Source organism: Tissierella pigra (genome assembly GCF_009695605.1).
In the GTDB taxonomy this organism is placed as follows: domain Bacteria; phylum Bacillota; class Clostridia; order Tissierellales; family Tissierellaceae; genus Tissierella; species Tissierella pigra.
The window spans coordinates 81151-101399 of sequence record NZ_VUNQ01000002.1; the positions used below are offsets into that span (position 1 = coordinate 81151).

At 32.3% G+C, this 20249-nt stretch carries 20 protein-coding genes; 1 reads left to right on the forward strand and 19 read right to left on the reverse strand.

Annotated elements, in window-relative coordinates:
- Positions 1-32 precede the first annotated feature (32 nt).
- The 5 genes from FYJ83_RS01665 to FYJ83_RS01680 are packed head-to-tail and all read right to left on the reverse strand — an operon-like array spanning position 33 to position 3730.
- Positions 33-1058, reverse strand: coding sequence for a glycosyltransferase family 4 protein (locus tag FYJ83_RS01665; RefSeq protein WP_154438457.1), 1026 nt, complete (start codon positions 1056-1058; stop codon positions 33-35).
- A gap of 14 nt (positions 1059-1072) precedes the next feature.
- Complete coding sequence (gene upp / locus FYJ83_RS01670) at positions 1073-1702, reverse strand: uracil phosphoribosyltransferase (protein WP_154438459.1); 630 nt, start codon at positions 1700-1702, stop codon at positions 1073-1075.
- Between the two features lie 53 nt (positions 1703-1755).
- Positions 1756-2193, reverse strand: coding sequence for a ribose 5-phosphate isomerase B (gene rpiB, locus FYJ83_RS01675; RefSeq protein ID WP_154438461.1), 438 nt, complete (start codon positions 2191-2193; stop codon positions 1756-1758).
- 34 nt (positions 2194-2227) lie between these two features.
- The gene (locus tag FYJ83_RS19600; RefSeq protein WP_195837883.1) at positions 2228-2668 is read right to left on the reverse strand and encodes a low molecular weight protein arginine phosphatase; all 441 of its coding nucleotides are present in this window, start codon (positions 2666-2668) and stop codon (positions 2228-2230) included.
- A gap of 12 nt (positions 2669-2680) precedes the next feature.
- On the reverse strand, positions 2681-3730 hold the full coding sequence (locus FYJ83_RS01680) for an L-threonylcarbamoyladenylate synthase (RefSeq protein ID WP_195837884.1): 1050 nt from the start codon (positions 3728-3730) through the stop codon (positions 2681-2683).
- Positions 3731-3874: 144 nt separating this feature from the next.
- On the opposite strand from FYJ83_RS01680, the gene FYJ83_RS01685 reads away from it, so the two are divergent.
- Complete coding sequence (locus FYJ83_RS01685; RefSeq protein WP_154438463.1) at positions 3875-4585, forward strand: ZIP family metal transporter; 711 nt, start codon at positions 3875-3877, stop codon at positions 4583-4585.
- Between the two features lie 87 nt (positions 4586-4672).
- Here FYJ83_RS01685 and FYJ83_RS01690 read toward each other — a convergent pair whose 3' ends face one another.
- The 14 genes from FYJ83_RS01690 to fsa form a co-directional block, all read right to left on the reverse strand.
- Entirely contained in the window at positions 4673-7690 is a 3018-nt protein-coding gene (locus FYJ83_RS01690) for a type I restriction endonuclease subunit R (protein WP_154438465.1), read from the reverse strand.
- Between the two features lie 38 nt (positions 7691-7728).
- A complete protein-coding gene (locus FYJ83_RS01695) occupies positions 7729-8364 on the reverse strand; it encodes a restriction endonuclease subunit S (protein ID WP_326828279.1) in 636 nt (211 codons plus the stop codon).
- Positions 8365-8401: 37 nt separating this feature from the next.
- Positions 8402-9688, reverse strand: coding sequence for a restriction endonuclease subunit S (locus FYJ83_RS01700; RefSeq protein ID WP_154438469.1), 1287 nt, complete (start codon positions 9686-9688; stop codon positions 8402-8404).
- A complete protein-coding gene (gene rhuM, locus FYJ83_RS01705; protein ID WP_229768456.1) occupies positions 9672-10655 on the reverse strand; it encodes a virulence RhuM family protein in 984 nt (327 codons plus the stop codon). Before rhuM ends, FYJ83_RS01700 begins: the two co-directional genes overlap by 17 nt.
- A 35-nt stretch (positions 10656-10690) precedes the next feature.
- Complete coding sequence (locus tag FYJ83_RS01710) at positions 10691-12271, reverse strand: type I restriction-modification system subunit M (protein ID WP_154438473.1); 1581 nt, start codon at positions 12269-12271, stop codon at positions 10691-10693.
- Positions 12272-12391: 120 nt separating this feature from the next.
- Positions 12392-13456 (reverse strand): peptide chain release factor 1, encoded by a 1065-nt coding sequence (gene prfA, locus FYJ83_RS01715; protein WP_154438474.1) that lies wholly within the window; start codon positions 13454-13456, stop codon positions 12392-12394.
- Positions 13457-13489: 33 nt separating this feature from the next.
- Positions 13490-14008 (reverse strand): chromate transporter, encoded by a 519-nt coding sequence (locus FYJ83_RS01720; protein WP_154438476.1) that lies wholly within the window; start codon positions 14006-14008, stop codon positions 13490-13492.
- Positions 14005-14547: a chromate transporter gene (locus FYJ83_RS01725; RefSeq protein WP_326828280.1), complete on the reverse strand. Its 543-nt coding sequence runs from the start codon at positions 14545-14547 to the stop codon at positions 14005-14007. The genes FYJ83_RS01720 and FYJ83_RS01725 overlap by 4 nt, the downstream gene beginning before the upstream one ends.
- A gap of 14 nt (positions 14548-14561) precedes the next feature.
- Positions 14562-15395 (reverse strand): peptide chain release factor N(5)-glutamine methyltransferase, encoded by an 834-nt coding sequence (gene prmC, locus FYJ83_RS01730; RefSeq protein ID WP_154438478.1) that lies wholly within the window; start codon positions 15393-15395, stop codon positions 14562-14564.
- Positions 15389-16333 (reverse strand): DUF1385 domain-containing protein, encoded by a 945-nt coding sequence (locus tag FYJ83_RS01735; protein WP_154438480.1) that lies wholly within the window; start codon positions 16331-16333, stop codon positions 15389-15391. Before FYJ83_RS01735 ends, prmC begins: the two co-directional genes overlap by 7 nt.
- A 459-nt stretch (positions 16334-16792) precedes the next feature.
- Positions 16793-16993 (reverse strand): 50S ribosomal protein L31, encoded by a 201-nt coding sequence (rpmE, locus tag FYJ83_RS01740; RefSeq protein ID WP_154438482.1) that lies wholly within the window; start codon positions 16991-16993, stop codon positions 16793-16795.
- 95 nt (positions 16994-17088) lie between these two features.
- Positions 17089-18444, reverse strand: coding sequence for a transcription termination factor Rho (gene rho, locus FYJ83_RS01745; protein ID WP_154438484.1), 1356 nt, complete (start codon positions 18442-18444; stop codon positions 17089-17091).
- Between the two features lie 167 nt (positions 18445-18611).
- Positions 18612-19580, reverse strand: a complete 969-nt coding sequence (glpX, locus tag FYJ83_RS01750; protein ID WP_154438486.1) for a class II fructose-bisphosphatase — start codon at positions 19578-19580, stop codon at positions 18612-18614.
- Between the two features lie 11 nt (positions 19581-19591).
- A complete protein-coding gene (gene fsa / locus FYJ83_RS01755; protein ID WP_154438488.1) occupies positions 19592-20239 on the reverse strand; it encodes a fructose-6-phosphate aldolase in 648 nt (215 codons plus the stop codon).
- Between the last annotated feature and the right edge of the window lie 10 nt (positions 20240-20249).

The window sequence follows — 20249 nt, forward strand, 5'->3', positions numbered from 1 at the left end:
GCCTGTGGTCGCATTCACTATTCACTGCTTCTCTATCCTCTTTTCTCAAATATTCCTAATTTTATAGCCACTAATACTGAAGCTAAAAGTAATCCGATGGAAGCAAAAACTGCCTGCCTTGTATTTGCCCTAGATACTATTATGGCAAACACTCCAAAACCAGCTGACATAGCATAAAGTATCAGTACAGATTTTCTTTGAGAATATCCCTTATTTAAAAGTCTATGATGTAAATGACCTTTATCTGCAGAAGATATAGACTGCCCATTTAGTAATCTTCTAAATATTGCAAAGGTAGTATCAAATATAGGTACAGATAATATAAGTATAGGAGCTACAATTGCAATAGTTGCTACAGACTTCATTACACCTTCTATAGTTATTGCTGCCAACATAAATCCTAAAAACAAAGCACCAGTATCTCCCATGAAAATCTTAGCAGGGTTGAAATTAAAAGGTAAAAATCCTAAACAAGCTCCTGCTATGGCAGCTGATAATATGATTATAGATGTATATCCAAATTTACCTGCTACTACCATAAGAGTTATACTAGAAATCATGGCTACTCCTGCTGACAATCCATCTAATCCATCTATAAAGTTTAATGTATTTGTAATACCAACTATCCAAAATAAAGTTATAGGAATAGATAACCAATGTAAATAAATTAGAGAACTATTCCTTGTAAAAGGATTAGTAACAAAATCTACTTTTATACCACCATAAATAATTACTAGTCCTGCTATAATTTGAAATATGAATTTAGCTTTGGGATTTAGCTCCCTTAAATCATCTATAATTCCACTTATTACAATAATTGTACCTCCTATTAAAAGAGAAACCATCTCTCTATTTAGAGGTAAAAATATTATAGAAACTAGTACTACGCTGAAGAATATAGCCAAACCACCTATTAGTGGCATTGGCTCTTTATGCACTCTTCTGTCGTCCTTGGGAACATCAACAGCACCTATTTTGAATGCTAGTTTTCTCACTAAAGGAGTGGAAATAAATGAAATCAATAAAGCTAGAAAAAATGGTGCAATAAAGCTTCCCATATTAATCCACTCCTTTATTTAGTTCCAAATAACCTATCACCAGCATCTCCTAATCCTGGCACTATATAAGCATGATCATTTAATTTTTCATCTAAAGCCGCTACATAAATATCCACATCTGGATGAGCATCCTTTACGGCATCTACTCCTTCTGGTGCAGCTATTAAGCAAACTAGTTTAATAGAAGTTGCTCCCTTTTCTTTTAAGAAGTCTATGGCTGCAGTGGCTGAACCACCTGTTGCAAGCATAGGGTCTAACACTATTAATTCCCTTTCTTCAATGTCTTGAGGTAATTTACAGTAATATTCCACAGGCTTCAAAGTTTCTGGGTCTCTATAAAGACCAACATGACCTACACGAGCTGCTGGTAATAGATTTAACATTCCATCTACCATACCAAGTCCTGCCCTAAGAATTGGAATAAGACCCACCTTTTTACCTGATATAACTTGTGATTTCATAGTTGTAACAGGTGTTTCTATTTCAATTTCTTCTAATGGAAAATCTCTAGTTACTTCATATCCCATTAACATGGAAACCTCTGTAACTAATTCTCTAAATTCCTTTGAGCCAGTGTTTTTATCTCTTATAAATGTAAGCTTATGTTTAATAAGAGGATGATCAAATACTACTACTTTTGCCATATAAAAAACTCCCTTCATTCACTAATTTTTTTCCTTAAAGATTATATCACAAATTAAGCTTCAATTTCACTTATTTTTTCTACCCTTCCTTTATGTCGTCCATTAGCAAATTCAGTTTTTAACCAAACTCCTACTATTTCCATTGCCAAATCTCTGCCAACTACTCTTCCTCCAAGAGCTAAAATATTGGCATCATTATGCTCTCTGCTCATTCTTGCAGAGTAGGTATCTCCACATAATGCACATCTAATTCCCTTTACTTTGTTACAAGCTATGGAAATACCAATACCTGTACCACATACAACTATAGCTCTGTCTACTTCCTTTGATACTACAGCCTCAGATACCTTTTTGCCATAATCTGGATAATCCACTGAATCCATAGAATTAGTTCCATAATCTATATATTCAATTCCTTCTTTATTTAAATATTCTTTAATATATTCTTTTAATTCAAATCCGCCATGATCACTGCCTATACCAATTTTCATTTACTTTTCCTCCTTTTTAGCAAATAACTAACAACTATTCTTTAAATTTAATTTGTACTATTGCCTGATATATTTCGTCTCTTATATACTCATATTGCTTTAGATTCCCTCCAAAGGGATCTGATATATCTTTGTTTATTTTATAAGCATATTCCATTAGATTGTAAACCTTACCAACAGCTTTTGGAAAATTAGATACTATAAAATCTTTATGGGAATTTCCCATAGTCAAAATTAAATCTGCCTCTTCTATTAAATCTATATGTAATTGAGAAGCTTCATGACCTGATATATCTATATTTATTTTTTTCATTGCCTCAATGGAGTTAATAGATGCATGGTCTCCATCAAATACAGAAATACCTGCAGATCTAACTTCTATATCCAAACCATTTTTTTCCGCTATTGAACGTAAAATTCCTTCAGCCATAGGGCTTCTACAAGTGTTACCAGTACATACAAATAATATTTTCATTCCATATCCCCCTTAAACTTCTATGATTTTTCCCCCTGAAGCTTTCATCATTCTGTTCATTATAGCTACTCCCAAAAATGAAAAATCAACACCTTCACTTAAAATTATATCTACATTTTTCTCATCAAATAATCTTAAAATATTAAATAAATTATGGGCTATGGTTTTTTCATCCTTTCTGGTACCCATGGATATTACTATACCATCTTTATAAAATTCCTTTGTTTCATCTGTACAAATAATTCCTACATTTTTTCCACCACTTATATATTCTTCAGTCTTTTCCAAAATAGCTCTTACAATATTTTCAACATCTCCACTATAGACTACCATTTCTGACTTAGGAGCATAATGTCTGTATTTTTGTCCAGGTGATTTAGGTACTATATTTTCATCTTCTTTTATTATAGCAAAGTCTACCTCTATATTGGGAATTATTTTTATTAAATCTTCTTTAGTTACGCCACCTGGTCTAAGAATCATTGGAGTTTCTCCAGATAAATCTAACACTGTTGATTCTAAACCTATTCCAGTATCTCCACCATCTATTATTATATCAACCTTACCCATTAAGTCCTCTATAACATGTTTTGCAGATGTAGGACTAGGTCTTCCTGATGTATTAGCAGAAGGTGCAGCTATGGGAGTATTAGATCCACTTATTAGTTCTAATGCTATTTTATGCTCTGGCATTCTAATAGCCACAGTATCTAATCCTGCTGTAATTATACTAGGTATCTTATCTGATTTCTTCAACAGTATAGTAAGAGGTCCTGGCCAAAATCTTTCAATACACTCTATGGCCACCTTTGGTATTTCTCTTACTAATTCTCCTACTTGCTCAATTGATGACACATGAAGGATTAGTGGATTGTCCTGTGGTCTACCTTTGGCAATAAAGATTTTCTCAGCAGCCCACTGATCGAAACCGTTGGCTCCAAGTCCGTAAACAGTCTCAGTAGGAAAAGCAACAAGCCCTCCATTTTTTATTACATTTATAGCTTCATTTATTAAATCTTCATCTATATTATTTTCAGTTATTTTTAATATCTTTGTATTCATAATGACCTCCGTTTTTTAGTGAATAGCTATTAACTGTTCACTATTCATCTCAATTATATATTATTATGTTTCAATTCACAATTCATAATTCACAATTCATAATTAGCTTTAGCTTCTCATATCTATTATTGGGAGGGATTCTTTATGAATATATGGTTTGTTAGTCTTATTGGATTATTAGTAGGGGTAGTAGGTACTGGACTAGGAAGTTTTATTGGTATATATGTAAAAAAAACAGATAAAATTTTAAGTTTTTTATTGGGTTTAACAGGTGGATTTATGATGTTTATAGTAAGCTTTCATCTATTTCCTGAAGCCTTTTACCTAGGAGGAATCTTAAATGTAATCTTAGGTGTCTTAATAGGAGTGTCTATTATTATTATACTGGAGTTTTTAATAGAGAAAATAGAATTCCTTGTAGGATTAAGGTCTGGAGTACTTTTAGCTTTGAGTATAGCTATACATAATATGCCTGAAGGCCTGGCCCTAGGCTCTACCTTAGTAGGAGTATCTGATTTTGGATTTATTTTAACTTTTGCCATGCTTCTACATAATATTCCAGAGGGCATATCTATGGCACTACCTTTAAGCATGAATGAGGTAAGTCCTTTTAAAATAATGTGGATTAGTTTTCTTGCAGGTGCTCCTACAGGCATAGGTGCCTATATCGGTTCCTATTTAGGCACCATATCCAATGGCGTAATCTCTATTTGCTTAGCCATAACTGGTGGAATTATGCTATATATAGTATGTGATGATTTAATTCCAACAGGTAAACAACTTCACAAAGGCAGAGTATCTAGCCTTGGAGTCATTGGTGGATTTATACTTGGAATTATATTATATTTTAGATGAAAATAGTATAGCAGAGTCAATATACCATATTAATACTACTCTACTTAGGATTTAACTCTGCTATCTTAGTTCTATAGATAGTTGGTTCTAAATACCAACAAATATCTCAACTACTTTTTGAATTTTCTCTAAAACCATTTGTTTTTTAGTTTCTCTAGCTCCATGCCTTCTTGATGTAGGTGGCAATATACTATCAAGTTCTGCACCTTCATATGATACAAAGCCCTTTTCAACTGACCTTTCAATAAAGCGTTTAGCATCATTCTTTAAGTTCTCTTCTTTTGAAAGATTCTCAATTTGTTTTTCTTTTTGTTTCTTTGCATAAACATAAAATGATGTCAAAATTTCATCTGTGTTTTTTAGACTTGTTAGATCAGATTCATTAATAAAAGAAATAACTAATTCTTCTTTTGCACGAGTCCCAAGACTTGAGCGAATCACTCTACGAATTTCGTCTTTCAGAGTTTCAATATCCTTATGTTCTTTAGATTTTTCTAAAATAAGTGCCAATATATAGTCAAGATTTATTTCATCTGTTTTTAGTAACTCAATTTGAAACTCTATATCTGAAAAATCTATGTCCTTTATTTCCTTTGAATTAGTTCCACCATTATTTTTAATGACTTCTTCACGAATATCAACATAAACGCTCTTCATATCCTGCATAAGTCTCTCACTAATAATCGAACCCTTCTCCTGAAACTCATCAAAATTTTTCAATATATTCTCCGACTTTAATAATTCTCCAAACAACTTAGCAAACTCTTTCTTATCTTTATCTAATACAATCCCTGTAGGTTCAGGGAATCTTTCTAAAATCTCATTACATAATTCTTCATATCCTTTAATTGTTTTTCCTGTTTCTTTATCAGTGAAACCATACATATATTCATCATAGCTTTTTTCTAATATAACATTGATGCTATTTTCGTCACCAAATACCTTAATAGCATCACGAGTAGCATTCTCTAAGTCACGAAAGCAGACAATATTCCCAAAAGCCTTAACCTTATTTAAAATACGATTGGTTCTTGAATACGCCTGAATCAGTCCATGATACCGTAAGTTTTTATCCACAAATAAGGTATTCAATGTAGGTGCATCAAATCCAGTTAAAAACATCCCCACTACAATTAATAAGTCAACTTCCTTATTTTTTACTCGTAAGGATACATCTTTATAGTAGTTTTGAAATTCATCCCCATTGGTTGAAAAATTTGTTTTGAAGGTATAGTTATAATCTTTTATAACTTTGTCTAAGAATTCCTTGCCACTACTATCAAGTGCATTTGGTTCAAAGTTTTCATCAGCAATCTCACCGATTGCACTCTGCTCTTCGTTTGCTACAAAGCTATAAATTGTTGCTACCTTTAATCTTTTTTCTTCTTGTAAAGTAGCTTGTTGTTTAGTAAATTCTTCATAGTAAAGTTTGGCAGCTTCAATACTTTGAACAGCAAACATGGCATTAAATCCATGTAAAGCCTTTTGCTTATGAGTGTAATGTTCATTTCGATGAGTTTTTGTATCAAAAACCTTTAAGATATGTTTAGTTACAGTTTCGATACGCTCGGGATGTAAAAGCATTTTCTTTTCAAGTTTTTTTAACTTATCATAGTCCTTTTCCATTTCAGCTTCTTTAAATTTAGGGGATATATTGTTGTAATCAACTTTAAACTTCAATACTTTTTTATCACGGATAGCATCAGTTATTACATAGCTATGAAGCTGAGTGCCAAATACTCCTGCTGTTGTATCTGCTCCAAGGGAATTTTCAGGAAAAATAGGTGTGCCCGTAAATCCAAATTGGTAATAATGCTTAAAAGCCTTTTTAATGTTTTTTTGTGCCTCTCCAAATTGTGAGCGATGACATTCATCGAAAATCAGAACACAATGTTTACCATAAATATCATGTGTCGAATTTCTTTTAATAAATTCATTTAATTTTTGAATTGTGGTTACAACTATTTTATTATCTTGTCTTTCTATACTTACCTTGAGTTCCTTTGTATTTTTACTGCCATTAACAGAATCTGCTTGAAATTTTTGATATTCCTTCATGGTTTGATAATCTAAGTCTTTTCTATCAACTACAAAAAATACTTTATCTATATATTCAAGGTTTGTTGCAAGTCTTGCTGCCTTAAAGCTAGTCAAAGTCTTTCCACTTCCTGTGGTATGCCAAATAAACCCACCAGCAGAAATAGTTCCATACTTCTTATTTTGATAGCTGGATTCAATTTTCCACAAAATACGCTCCGTTGCTGCAATTTGATATGGACGCATAATAAGCAAAATATTATCTGAACTAAACACACAATATTTTATTAAAATTTCTAATAGGGTTCTCTTATTAAAAAATGTGGCTGTAAAATCCTCTAAATCATTTATTGTTTTATTTTTTGCATCAGCCCATTCACAAGTGAATTCATAATGATTCTTGTTCTGAGCTGTTGTATTTGCAAAGTAACGAGTATACGTTCCATTTGAAATTACAAAAATTTGAATATATTTGAACAAAGAATTTTCGTGATTAAAACTTTCCTTGCTATATCTATGTACTTGGTTAAATGCCTCATGAAGATTAACTCCCCGCTTTTTAAGCTCTACCTGTACTAAAGGAAGCCCATTCACTAAAATAGTAACATCATATCGATTCTTATGTGAACCCATTTGACTGATTTGATTGGTAACCTGCAAATAATTGTTATAAATATTATCTTTATCGATAATTTTGATATTTTGAAGATGTCCATCATCAAATGTAAAATCATAAACATGGTCTTCCTGAATCTTTCTAGTTTTTTCTATCATTGTGTCATTAGGTGTATCTAAATACTCCAATAAAAAACGTTCCCACTCATCATCTGTAAATGTCACTTTATTTAGCTTCTCTATTTGTATTTTTAGGTTAGACAGTAATTCCTCTGATGTACCAATAGACACATCTTCATATCCTTGAGAAATTAGATCATCTTTCATCTTACACTCAAGCATAGATTCAGTTTGAAAAGTACCTTCACGTACTAATGGTTGCTTTTCAAAATTAGCTAAAATAATACCATTAGTCATTTCAGCAATTGTAGTATAATCCGTCTTTTGCTCCATAGATCAATTTCCTTTCCTTTTTAATTTTTATATAAAATCTATTTTTCTTTACTAAAACTTAGTAGCTTCTCTCTATAGTATTCGTATTGTTTAGTTCTAAGTTCTATCTCCTTTGATAGTCCTTGAACAATCTCATTGGTTAAATTATCAAATTTATCTAAAATACTTACAACAAATGTTTGAACTAAATATGATGGTAAAGGAATAGAGATTTTAACCATATCCCTTGTTGAAAGTTCTATTACTTTTGTCCCTCTAGCTAATTTATTTTTTTGCTTTATTAAATCATAAGAGCCATTAAAAACATAAGCTAAGTATTTAGGATTTTGATTATGCTTAAAAATAGCTGAATGTCCGCCTGCTACAACTTCCTCATCTCCAAGATAAGCAATTGTTTTCATAATATCATCAACATTTTCAGATGTTCTGGCAACAACTAAATCACCACTTTGAACTTTCTTTAGTTTTTCAGCATTTTTGCGAGAAATTTTGACGGCTGGTTCATAAACAAAATTTTGATATTTTGTATAAATATGTCCATAATGAATTGCTCCAATTTCCCCATTTTCATCAAACATATTTTTGGGCATACCAGAACCGTTAATAAATGTTCCAACTTCCCCTAATGTAGTCCACTTAACTTTTGGCGTAATATCTTCTATCAGTAAACTCACTATATTAGCAGCAGTTTCCAATAGTTCAAAGTATCTATTAGGTATTATGTGTGTGTGTGTGTGTGTGTGTGTGTGTGTGTGTGTGTGTGTGTGTGTGTTTATCATATTCCTCATGGAATGTCAATAGTTTTTCACGATAATATTCATATTGTTTTTTTCTTTGTTCAATTTCTTCTGGAAGTAGCCCATTTATATCATTCATATACTCCTGAAATTTATCTAATATTTCTACGACGTTTTGCTGAATATGTATTGGTGGAAGAAAAACTTTAAATTTTTCCATATCCTTTGCATTAACACGAATAACCTTTGTTCCAGTAACCTTGCGTTCTTTCTGAACTTGAAAAGCTATGGTTTGAAAGAAGTAAGCTAAATATTTCGCGTTTTGATCAGTGCTAAAAATATAGCAGTCTCCAGAAATTCCAATTTCTTCATTCCCTAGCCATACTACAGATTTGCAGACATCTTCCACATTTTCTGATGTTGTAGCCATTACTATATCTCCAGGCTTTGCTTTTTTTAATTTCGAAAAAGTTTCAACACTAGTATATGATATGGTTTTCGTAGTGGAAAACCCATAGCTTGTATAAATTTGTCCATAATGTATAACTGGTTTACCATCCTTTGTAAAATCCTTCTTTTGCAAACCATTGCCACGAATAAATTTGCCAATTTCCCCAAGGGTTGTCTGAATAACTTCATTACTCTGATCCTCCTCAAGCATTAGCTTACTAGAGATTCTATTCAAATATTCTTCACTTAACAACAAATCACGATAATAACTATATTGTTTTTTTCTTGTGGTTAATTCTGTAGTTAATTCTACGGTTAGTTTTGTAACATATTCTGTGAATTTATCAAGTGTTTTGGCAATTTCTTTTTGAATTTCTATCGGTGGAATGGGAATTTTGATTAGGGACATTACATTACTCATTAATTTGGGATTTCCTGAACCATCTTTAACATGTTTTTTTGTTTCAATTTGCAAATAATAAACTAAAAATTTTAAATCAAGTATTTTGTCATTAAATGGACTTATAATTCCACAAATATTAGTAACACTAAATTTTCCATTTCTATAAAATACAGTACCAGCATAAATTCCATCCGTTGTCCACGTAGCATACTCCCCATCATAATCATAAGTATTAATTTTCCCAATTTCACCACAATTCAATGTTTGTGAAGAAAAGACTGGATATTCTCCAATATTTTCGTTTATATACTGCTTTGAGATAACGCGACCTCTCTTCAATTCAGCAACTTCACCAAGTGTCTTCCACTCAACTTTAATATCTTTTAATAAATCATCTATTTTGGTCATTACTATTTCCCCCTACTTTTGCCATGTTTCCTATACGCTTGATTTCCTCCAAGTAATCTTTTTCAACCTGTGTAACTGTTTTTTGCTTGTATTTCTTATATTCCACTTCTACTTTATCAATCATATTCCGATGTGATATTTTTCCGCTATCTTTTAATATATCTTCACCGCCAGCTTGCAAGATACTATCAACGTGGTTTATCCAGTCTTTCATGGTCATAACCACTCGCCTATCAGCTTGTCTTTCAGCAAAATCCAAATATCCCGAGACCAACTGATTTAGACCTTTTAATTCTGCCTCACTCAGATAATTTTTTGCTGTCTTTGCCTCTTTTAAAGTAGGTAGTTCTCCTTTAAAGATAGTAAGCCCCATAAACTCTTTATCACTATCTACACGTGAATATATTAACTCACTGGCTGTATGGTTATGTATAGCAAAATGCATTTTATTTTGGACCGTAGCAAAGAATAGTTTAGCCTCAGCAGAGTTTTTATTATAATCACTGCTTGTTGCAAATAGGTCTAAAACTTGACGATAAAAGACTTTTTCACTCGAACGGATGTCACGAATTCTATCCAGTAATTCTTTAAAATAATCTCCGCCACCAAGATTCTTTAGACGTTCATCATTCATAGCATAACCTTTGATAAGATACTCTTTCAAGACCGTTGAAGCATATCTTCTGAATTGTACTCCACGTATTGATCTTACTCGATAACCAACTGCAAGAATCATATCTAAATTATAAACCTTCACCGACTTTGACTGGGTTTTCCCTTGTATTGCTCCATGTTTAGTGGTTATCAACTGATAGTTGACAGCCACTTTCTCCTCTAGTTCTCCATCATCTAAAATTGCCTTAATATGCTTGCTAATATTCTGTTTTGTTGTTTGAAAAAGTTCTGCTATTTCTAATTGAGACAACCATACAGTGCCATCTTTTAAATATAGCTCGATTTTTGTCAAGCCATCCTCTGTGTTATAAATAATTACTTCATTAGTCATTTACTCAGCTCCTTTACAATTTCATCAATAGCAGCTCTAAGTTCATCAATTCTAATAACAGTCTCAGTAATCTCAGCATTTAATTTAGCAATATCAATTTTTTCTCTTGTGTCTTTCTTTTCAACATAGTTTGAAACAGATAGATTATAATCATTTTCAGCAATTTCACCGTTATCGACTAACCTGGTAAAATGTTCTTGTACTTTCTTATCTCGAAAAGCAGATACTATTTTTTCAATATTTGCTTCAGTCAATATATTGTTATTGATTTCTTTTTTATACTCGTTACTGGCATCTATAAATAGGGTTTTATTCTCTTTTTTATTTTTAGCAAGCACCAATATATTAGTCGCAATACTTGTACCGAAAAAGAGATTTTCAGGCAAAGCTATTATGCAATCTACAAAGTTATTATCCACAAGATACTTGCGAATTGTTTTTTCTGCACCTGAACGATAGAATATTCCTGGGAAGCATACAATTGCGGCTGTTCCTCTGCTTGAAAGATAGTTTAAGCTATGCATAATAAAGGCAAAATCTGCTTTTGATTTAGGTGCCAATTTACCTGCTGGAGCAAAACGCTCATCATTAATAAGAGTGGGGTCATCATCACCAATCCACTTTATGGAATAAGGCGGATTTGATACGATAGCATCAAAGGGTTTTTCATCTTTATGGAGAGGATTTAATAGAGTATCTCCACGCCTGATACTAAAATAATTATAATTGATATTATGTAAAAACATATTCATACGAGCTAAGTTAAAAGTAGTCATATTGATTTCCTGACCAAAAAAACCTTCTCCAATAATATGTTTTTCAAATTGTTTTTTCATCTGTAAAAGCAACGATCCACTTCCACATGCTGGATCATACACTTTATTAATTTTATCTTTCCCTTCCATAACGATACGAGCTAATAGTTTTGATACTGTCTGTGGGGTGAAAAATTCTCCCCCGCTTTTTCCAGCATTACTTGCATAGTTAGAAATTAAATATTCATATGCATCACCAAAAGCATCTATATCATTCTCTGCAAATTTACCAAAATTAATTTCAGAGATGCCTATAAGAATATCTGCTAACCGTTTATTTTTTTCAGCAACTGTTCCACCTAAACGATTACTCGTCATATCCAAATCATCAAATAAACCTTTAATATCTCCTTCAGATGAGAAACCTATAGCACTTGCTTCTATACGGCGAAATATATTTGCCAAATCTGTGTTTAAGTTTTCATTAGTTTTAGATGTCTTTACTACATTTTCAAATAACTGGCTAGGCAAAATGAAGAAACCTTTTTCTTCCACAGTATTAGGTCGAAAATCTTGTTCTGCCTCTGCATCAGAGAGCTTTGCATAGTCAAAGTCTAAATCACCTGCTTCATGTTCAGTTTTATTAAAGAAATCAGTCATATTTTCTGAAATAAAGCGATAGAAAAGGATTCCTAAAATATATTGCTTAAAATCCCATCCATCTACTGCACCGCGTACATTATCAGCTATTGCCCAAATCTTACGATGCAACTCTGTACGTTGTATTCCTTCATTGTTTAGTTTATTGAATTCTTCTGCCAACTTATTCACCTCTCTACTCTACTTAGTTATATCATACCTCAGATTTAGCGTTTAAACAAGATTTTAAGGGGTTTTCAGTATTATAAAAAAATCGACTTTGGTCTACCAAAGTCGATTTTTTTATTCTCCACTTAACTTTTCTGCTTGATCTGATGTGATTAAAGAATCTATCATTTCATCTAAGTCTCCATCTACGAAAGCATCTAATTTATACAGTGTTAAGTTAATTCTATGGTCAGTTACCCTTCCTTGAGGGAAATTATAGGTTCTAATTCTTTCGGATCTATCTCCTGATCCTACCTGCCCCTTTCTTTCCTGTGCAATTTCTGCTTCTTGGTCCATTAACATTTGATCATAAATCCTAGTTTTAAGTATTTTCATTGCCTTTTCTCTATTCTTAATTTGGCTTCTTTCATCTTGACAGGCAACTACTACTCCTGTTGGTATATGTGTAATTCTAACTGCTGAGTCTGTAGTGTTAACGTGCTGTCCACCTGCTCCTGAAGATCTATAAATATCTATTTTTAAATCCTTTTCTTGAATTTCTATATCTACATCTTCAGCTTCTGGTAACACTGCAACTGTAGAAGTAGACGTATGAATTCTACCACTAGCCTCAGTTTCTGGCACTCTCTGAACTCTGTGTACTCCTGATTCATATTTTAATCTACTATATGCACCTTTACCTTTTATCATAAATATTACTTCTTTAAACCCACCTATACCTATTTCATTACTACTCATTACTTCTACTTTCCATCTATTTCTCTCTGCATATCTTGAGTACATTCTAAATAATACTCCTGAGAATAAAGCTGCCTCGTCTCCACCAGCTCCACCTCTTATTTCCACTATAACGTTTTTGTGGTCATTAGGGTCCTTTGGTATAAGCAATACTCTAAGTTCTTCTTCTATAGTGTCTAAATTTGTTTCTAATTCCTTTATTTCTTCCTTAACCAATTCCTTCATTTCATCATCTAGCTTATCTCTAAGCATTTCCTTAGCATCTTCTAAACCATCTCTAGTTTCTCTAAATTCTCTGTACTTAAATACTATAGGTTCAATATCTGAATGTTCCTTCATAAGCTTTTGCCATAATTCTCTATCGTTTATTACTTCCATATCTATTACTTTTTCACCAAGTTCATTATATCTAGCTTCAATTGAAGCCAATTTATCTAACATATTATTCCTCCTTCTACAATTTCAATTTTGAAATTAATATATAAATACTCCCACTACTCCTGCTAATACAATAACCAATATTGGATGTAGTTTTTTGAATGATGTTAAATAGAAAAGTATTGCCATCAATACAAAACTTTTTATATCTATAATTGCATCCTTAGCAACTGTCAAGCTAGCAGATGTAATTAATCCTAAAACCACTGGTCTTATTCCTGTAAATGCCCAAGATACATAAGGCGAACTTTTAAACTTAGATAGAAAATGGGCAATTATAAGTATTATAACTATAGATGGTAATACTACACCAACTGTTGCAGCAACTGAACCTAAAAATCCTCCTACCTTATACCCTAAAAATGTAGCAGAATTTATAGCAACAGGTCCCGGTGTCATTTCTACTACAGCTAATATATCTATAAATTCTTTTGTAGTTATCCAACCATGAACATCTATTAGCTCTTTCTGTATTAGAGGCAACATAGCGTAGCCTCCACCAAAACTAAAGGCACCTATCTTTAAAAAAGATATAAAAAGTTTAAGTATATTCATATCTTTTTCTCCTTATTTTTAAAATAGACTATTGAGCTAATAGAGGAAATAAGGATTATAACTATTGGACTTAAATCAAGAAATAGTATGGAAAATATCGTAAGTAATGCTCCTATTATCATAGTTTTATTTAACTTCATAGTTTTTCCTAACTTATATACAGCAGAAAATATTAAAGCTGATACAGCTGGTCTAATTCCCAAAAACACCTTTTCTATAATAGGATTACCTCTATACCCCCAGAAAAATATAACAATCAAAAGTATAATAATAAATGAAGGAAGGATAGTTCCTAATGTACATATTAAAGCACCTTTAAGACCTGCTTTCTTGTAGCCCACATATGTACTGGTATTTACAGCTACAGGTCCTGGAGTCACTTCTGCTATAGCCAATATATCCACAAATTCATCTGATGTAAGCCAATTATTTTCTTCTACGACCTCCCTTTGAATCAGTGGAAGCATTGCATATCCACCACCAATAGTAAATGCACCTATTTTAAAAAATGACCAAAATAGTTTAAATAATAATTCCACCTAAAGCACCACCTTTATCTCTTAGTACCATAGACTACTCTATCTAGTCCTTGTAAGTCTTTTAATATGGAAACATTACTAAAACCTTCTTTTATCAAAATATCGCTAACAGATTTTCCCTGATCGAATCCTATTTCATATATTAAAAGTCCATTGTCCATTAAATATTTCTTGCTTTCAGCTGTAATCCATCTATAAAAATTTAATCCGTCCATTCCACCGTCTAATGCAATTCTTGGCTCAAAATTCTTTACTTTAATATCTAAATCTTTTATCTTTTCTGAAGCTATATATGGAGGATTAGACATTATTATATGAAACTTTAAATCCAATCCATCTAAGGCTTTAAATAAATCGCCTTTAAAAAAGTTTACGTTAGTTAGATTGAACTTTTCCTTATTTATATTTGCTACCTTAATAGGTACATCTTCGATATCTATACCATAAACCTCTACATCCTTACAATAGTTAGCAATACTTAATGAAATTGCACCACTGCCTATTCCAATATCTAGTACATCAATATTCTTGCCATTATATCTTTTATTTATATAATCTATGACATATTCTACCAAAATTTCAGTATCAGGTCTAGGGACTAAAACTCCATCCTCTAGATAAAATTCTAGTCCCATAAACTCTCTTTCTTTTAGGATATATTGAATAGGATACCCTTTAATTATATTTTCCATAAAATATATAAATTTATCTTTTATTTCTTTTGAAACCTGTTTTTCTCCATAGGTATAAATATAGGATTTATCCACATTTAGTAGTTTACATAAGATTAAAACTCCTTCCAATGAAAAATCCCTATATTTCCTACGCAGTTCATCTATAGTTACCATTTATCCTCTTCCTTATTATCCGTTAGTACTGCCTTTAATGATTCTATAGCCACTTCAATCTGCTCTTCATCTGGTTCCCTTACAGTTGCTAACTTTTGGATCATCAGTCCTGGATAAGATAAAATATATGCCAGTTTACCATTACTTTTTCCGATTAATCTATTTATTTCATAAGATATACCTGCAATTACAGGAAACATTAGAATCCTTACTAGAAATCTTTGTAAAGGATTTGGCCATCCAAAAAATGACAAAACCAAGATACTAACTATCATAACCATAAATAAAAAACTAGTTCCACATCTAGGATGAAGAATTGGATATTTCTTTACATTATTTACAGTCAATTCTTCTTCATTTTCATAACAATGAATGGTTTTATGTTCTGCACCATGATATTCAAAGACTCTTTTTATATCTTCTAATTTAGATACTCCAATTATATATATTAAAAACACAACTATTCTAACTAAGCCCTCCAAAAGATTTAGACCTATGGAACTTTGTATCTTTGTCTTAAAGAGATTAGTCAAAATAGTAGGTAAAATCATAAATAAACCTACAGCTAAAACTAAGGAAGTAACTACTGCAAAAATCATTTCTATATCTTTAGCCTTATCTTTAAATATCTTTTCCGTAAAGCTTTCCTTAGTTTCTTCCTCTTCTTCAAAGAATTCTGCTGAGTACATCAGTGCATTGGTACCAAATAGCATTGCTTCTATTAGCCCTACTACCCCCCTTATAAAAGGCAGTTTAAATATTTTATATTTCATCCCTAAAGTTTGGAGTTTCTCTACTTTTATTTCAATTTCCTTATCTGGCTTTCTAACAGCCATTGCAATCTCCTTAGGGCCACGCATCATAACTCCTTCAATTAAGGCTTGACCACCAATACTTGTAATATGTTTTGGCACTCTATCTATGTTTTTTATTTTCATATACTCACCCCTCTTTTTTGGTGAATAACTAATAGTGAATAGTGAACAGCTTAAAGGGAAATTCTAAGTTCTAGCTAATAGTTTCAAGTTTACTTGAAACTACCATAACTATTTATTATTAGTTATTAGTTATTCACTGCTTTTTTATTATTCAAGTCGATTCTAGGCTTGGTTATGCAGTTTCAAACACCAATTTATTTACTCGTTACACTCGTATAGATTTGGTTCTCGTTGCTTTTGACCTACTATTCTGGTATTTGAGTTGACTGTAGCTCTAGGCTTGGTTACGCAGTTTCAAACTCCAATTTATTTACTCGTTACACTCGTATAAATTGGGTTTTCATTGCGTTTGACCTACCTACAGTTCACTCGCTACGCTCCTTCACTGGGTTAGGTCATAAAGGTCATAAAAAATAAAGGTTAGTTGCTATAGCATCTAACCTAGTTTTTTTGACAAAATTAGTCTCTGTTGTATTTTTTCTTAAACTTCTCAACACGTCCGCCACGCTCAGCAAATTTTTGACGGCCTGTAAAGAATGGGTGACATTCTGAACAGATTTCTACTTTTAGTTCATCTTTAACTGAACCTGCTTTAAATGTATTGCCACAAGCACAAGTAACATTAACTTCGTTATAATTTGGATGAATATCCGCTTTCATTCCTTTCACCTCTTTCCGACTGCTAGTCTATAGCAAAAAAACATTTTTCTATAATTCAACCATTAAATTATAGCATATATTATTTTAGTTTTCAACTATAACCAAATTTTATTTCTCATTTCATTTATAAAATGTTCATTGTCTTTAGACCTTAGTAAAGAATCTATTAAAGTCTCAGTTACATCCTGCGTAGGAGCATTACCTAGAGCTTTTCTTATGCCCCAGATTGTCTCAAGTTCTTTTTGAGAAAGAAGTAGCTCTTCTCTCCTAGTACCTGATTTATTAATATCTATTGCTGGAAAAATTCTCTTTTCAGACAACTTTCTATCTAGATGTATTTCCATATTACCTGTACCTTTGAATTCCTCAAATATAACATCGTCCATTCTACTTCCAGTTTCTACTAAACCTGTGGCTAAAATAGTTAAGCTACCGCCTTCTTCCAAATTTCTTGCTGCACCAAAGAATCGCTTAGGTTTGTGCAATGCTCCAGGGTCTAATCCTCCTGATAAGGTTCTCCCTGTAGCTGGAATAGTTAAGTTATAAGCTCTAGCCAATCTTGTAATACTATCCAATAAAATAACCACATCTTTCCCATGCTCCACAAGGCGTTTTGCCCTTTCAAGGACAATTTCCGCAACCTTAGTATGATGTTGAGGTTGCTCATCAAAAGTAGAGTAAACCACATCACCTTTTACAGACCTTTTCATATCTGTTACTTCCTCTGGTCTCTCATCTATTAGTAATACAATTATTTCCACCTCTGGATGATTTTCCGATATACTATTGGCAACCATTTTGAGTAAAGATGTTTTTCCGGCTTTTGGGGGAGAAACGATCATTCCTCTTTGTCCTTTTCCAATAGGTGCAATTAAGTCTATCATTCTAGTGGATAAATCAGATGAATTTGTCTCAAGTTTTAATCTTTTATTTGGATAAATGGGGGTTAAATTATCAAAATTAGGTCTTTTAATAGACGTTTCTGGATGCATTCCATTGACAGATTTAATATATAGAAGAGCTTTATATCTTTCACCGGGATTTGGGTCACGTGTTACTCCAAATATCTTATCTCCTGTTTTTAATCTAAATCGCCTTATTTGTGAAGGAGAAATATATATATCTTCGTCACCTGATTGGTAGTTATCTGATCTTAAAAATCCGTATCCATCTGTATGTAACTCAAGGATTCCTTCAGCAGTGTTTATAACCTCCATATTCTCTAATCCTTCTGCTACTTTTTCAGGTAATTTTTCCGTGTTAATAACTTTTGTTCTAATATCTTCTTTATTTTCTTCCATATTACTTTCCTTTTCTTCTAATACATAACTTTGAAGTATTATATCGATTAACTCATCCTTTTTATACTTATAAGGACTAGCTATGTCTTGAAGCTTTGCAATTTCTCGTAATTCACTAATCTTTTTCCCTGACAGTTCCTGCTCCGTCAAATATAACACCTCCTAGGCTTACGCCAATTTTAAATTGTGAATTGTGAATTTTGAATGGAAAAGATTAAAACCAATCCTCATACTTAAAAACATAATGTTTTTAAGTATGAGGTTTTAATTCACAATTCAACATTCAAAATTTACAATTATAAATTTCCTTTAGAAATTTATTTCGCGTATTCAGGTTTCTTGTCTAACTTATGGGTTGCCTCTATGAATCTAATGGTTCCTGTTTCTCTCCTAAGAACTAAAGTATGAGTAGTTGCAACATTGTTTTCTAAGTATTTAACACCTTGAAGTAACTCTCCATGGGATACTCCTGTTGCTGCAAAGACTATTTCATCTCCTTTTACAAGGTCATCTGTTTTATATACTTTATTTAAATCAGCACCCATTTCTATACATCTTTGTTTTTGTTCATCAGTTGCAGGATGTAGAATTCCTTGGAATTCTCCTCCCATACATTTTAGAGCAGCAGCAGTAATTACCCCTTCTGGAGCTCCTCCTATACCTACCATCATATCTACTCCTGTATTTTCAAAACAAGTGTTAATAGCAGCTATTACGTCTCCATCAGTAATCATTCTAATTCTAGCTCCTGCTTTTCTTATATCTTCTGCTAATTTATCATGTCTTGGTCTATCAAGCATAGTTATAGTAACCTCAGATATATCCTTATCTAAAGCCTTAGCAACATTGGCAATATTTTCTTCTATAGGCTTTTTAATATCTATAACTCCTGCAGCCTTTGGACCTACTGCAATTTTATTCATATAAGTATCTGGTGCATGAAGCATACAGCCCCTTGGAGCTATGGCAACAACCGAAACAGCATCTGGTCTGCCAAATGCTATGGAACTAGTTCCATCAAGAGGGTCTACAGCTATGTCTATTTTTAAACTATCAGGTCCTGCAATCCCTATTTGTTCTCCAATATATAACATAGGAGCCTCATCTATTTCTCCTTCACCAATAACTACTACTCCATCTATATTTACAGTATCAAACATTCTTCTCATGGCATCAACAGCAGCTTGATCTGCAGCATTTTTATCTCCTCTGCCTAAAAATTTTGCACTGGCTAATGCTGCTGCTTCAGTTACTCTTCCTAAATTTAAAGCCAAGTTTCTATCCATTTTAACACTCCCTATTTAGTTTGTAAACTATCCCAGTCCTTTAAAAACTTATCTATACCAATATCAGTTAAAGGATGGTCTAACATTTGTAAAAATACCTTATAAGGTATAGTTGAAATATGGGCTCCTGCTTTTGCCGCATCTAATACATGAATACCATGCCTAATACTTGCAGCAATTATTTCAGTATCTATATTATGAACATTAAATACATTTACTATATCCTCAATAAGAGATATTCCTTCATTTCCTATATCATCAAGTCTGCCAATAAAAGGACTTACATAAGTAGCTCCTGCACGAGCTGCCAATAATGCTTGATTAGCAGAAAATATTAAAGTTACATTGGTCTTTACTCCTTCAGATGATAAGACCTTTACAGCCTTTAATCCTTCTTTAGTCATAGGAATCTTTATTACTATATTTTTGTGAATCTTAACAAGTTCCCTTGCTTCCTCTAACATACCATCTTTTTCTAAAGAAATAACTTCTGCACTAATGGGCCCATTGACTATTTCAGCAATTTCTTTAACAACCTCTTTAAAATTTCTTCCTTCCTTAGCAATTAAACTAGGATTAGTAGTAACTCCTGAAATTATTCCCCATTCATTTATTTCTCTTATTTCATCTATGTTTGCAGTATCAATAAAAAACTTCATAAATCTTCCC

What these genes read in the sequence shown, in the direction of transcription:
- FYJ83_RS01680 (WP_195837884.1), bottom strand. Translation starts at nt 3,730, where the DNA reads ATGAATACAAAGATATTAAAAATAACTGAAAATAATATAGATGAAGAT.
- FYJ83_RS01700 (WP_154438469.1), bottom strand. Translation starts at nt 9,688, where the DNA reads ATGACCAAAATAGATGATTTATTAAAAGATATTAAAGTTGAGTGGAAG.
- glpX (WP_154438486.1), bottom strand. Translation starts at nt 19,580, where the DNA reads ATGGATAGAAACTTGGCTTTAAATTTAGGAAGAGTAACTGAAGCAGCA.
- FYJ83_RS19600 (WP_195837883.1), bottom strand. Translation starts at nt 2,668, where the DNA reads ATGAAAATATTATTTGTATGTACTGGTAACACTTGTAGAAGCCCTATG.
- rpiB (WP_154438461.1), bottom strand. Translation starts at nt 2,193, where the DNA reads ATGAAAATTGGTATAGGCAGTGATCATGGCGGATTTGAATTAAAAGAA.
- FYJ83_RS01685 (WP_154438463.1), top strand. Translation starts at nt 3,875, where the DNA reads ATGAATATATGGTTTGTTAGTCTTATTGGATTATTAGTAGGGGTAGTA.
- FYJ83_RS01690 (WP_154438465.1), bottom strand. Translation starts at nt 7,690, where the DNA reads ATGGAGCAAAAGACGGATTATACTACAATTGCTGAAATGACTAATGGT.
- upp (WP_154438459.1), bottom strand. Translation starts at nt 1,702, where the DNA reads ATGGCAAAAGTAGTAGTATTTGATCATCCTCTTATTAAACATAAGCTT.
- FYJ83_RS01735 (WP_154438480.1), bottom strand. Translation starts at nt 16,333, where the DNA reads ATGAAAATAAAAAACATAGATAGAGTGCCAAAACATATTACAAGTATT.
- FYJ83_RS01720 (WP_154438476.1), bottom strand. Translation starts at nt 14,008, where the DNA reads ATGAATATACTTAAACTTTTTATATCTTTTTTAAAGATAGGTGCCTTT.
- prmC (WP_154438478.1), bottom strand. Translation starts at nt 15,395, where the DNA reads ATGGTAACTATAGATGAACTGCGTAGGAAATATAGGGATTTTTCATTG.
- FYJ83_RS01665 (WP_154438457.1), bottom strand. Translation starts at nt 1,058, where the DNA reads ATGGGAAGCTTTATTGCACCATTTTTTCTAGCTTTATTGATTTCATTT.
- fsa (WP_154438488.1), bottom strand. Translation starts at nt 20,239, where the DNA reads ATGAAGTTTTTTATTGATACTGCAAACATAGATGAAATAAGAGAAATA.
- prfA (WP_154438474.1), bottom strand. Translation starts at nt 13,456, where the DNA reads ATGTTAGATAAATTGGCTTCAATTGAAGCTAGATATAATGAACTTGGT.
- rpmE (WP_154438482.1), bottom strand. Translation starts at nt 16,993, where the DNA reads ATGAAAGCGGATATTCATCCAAATTATAACGAAGTTAATGTTACTTGT.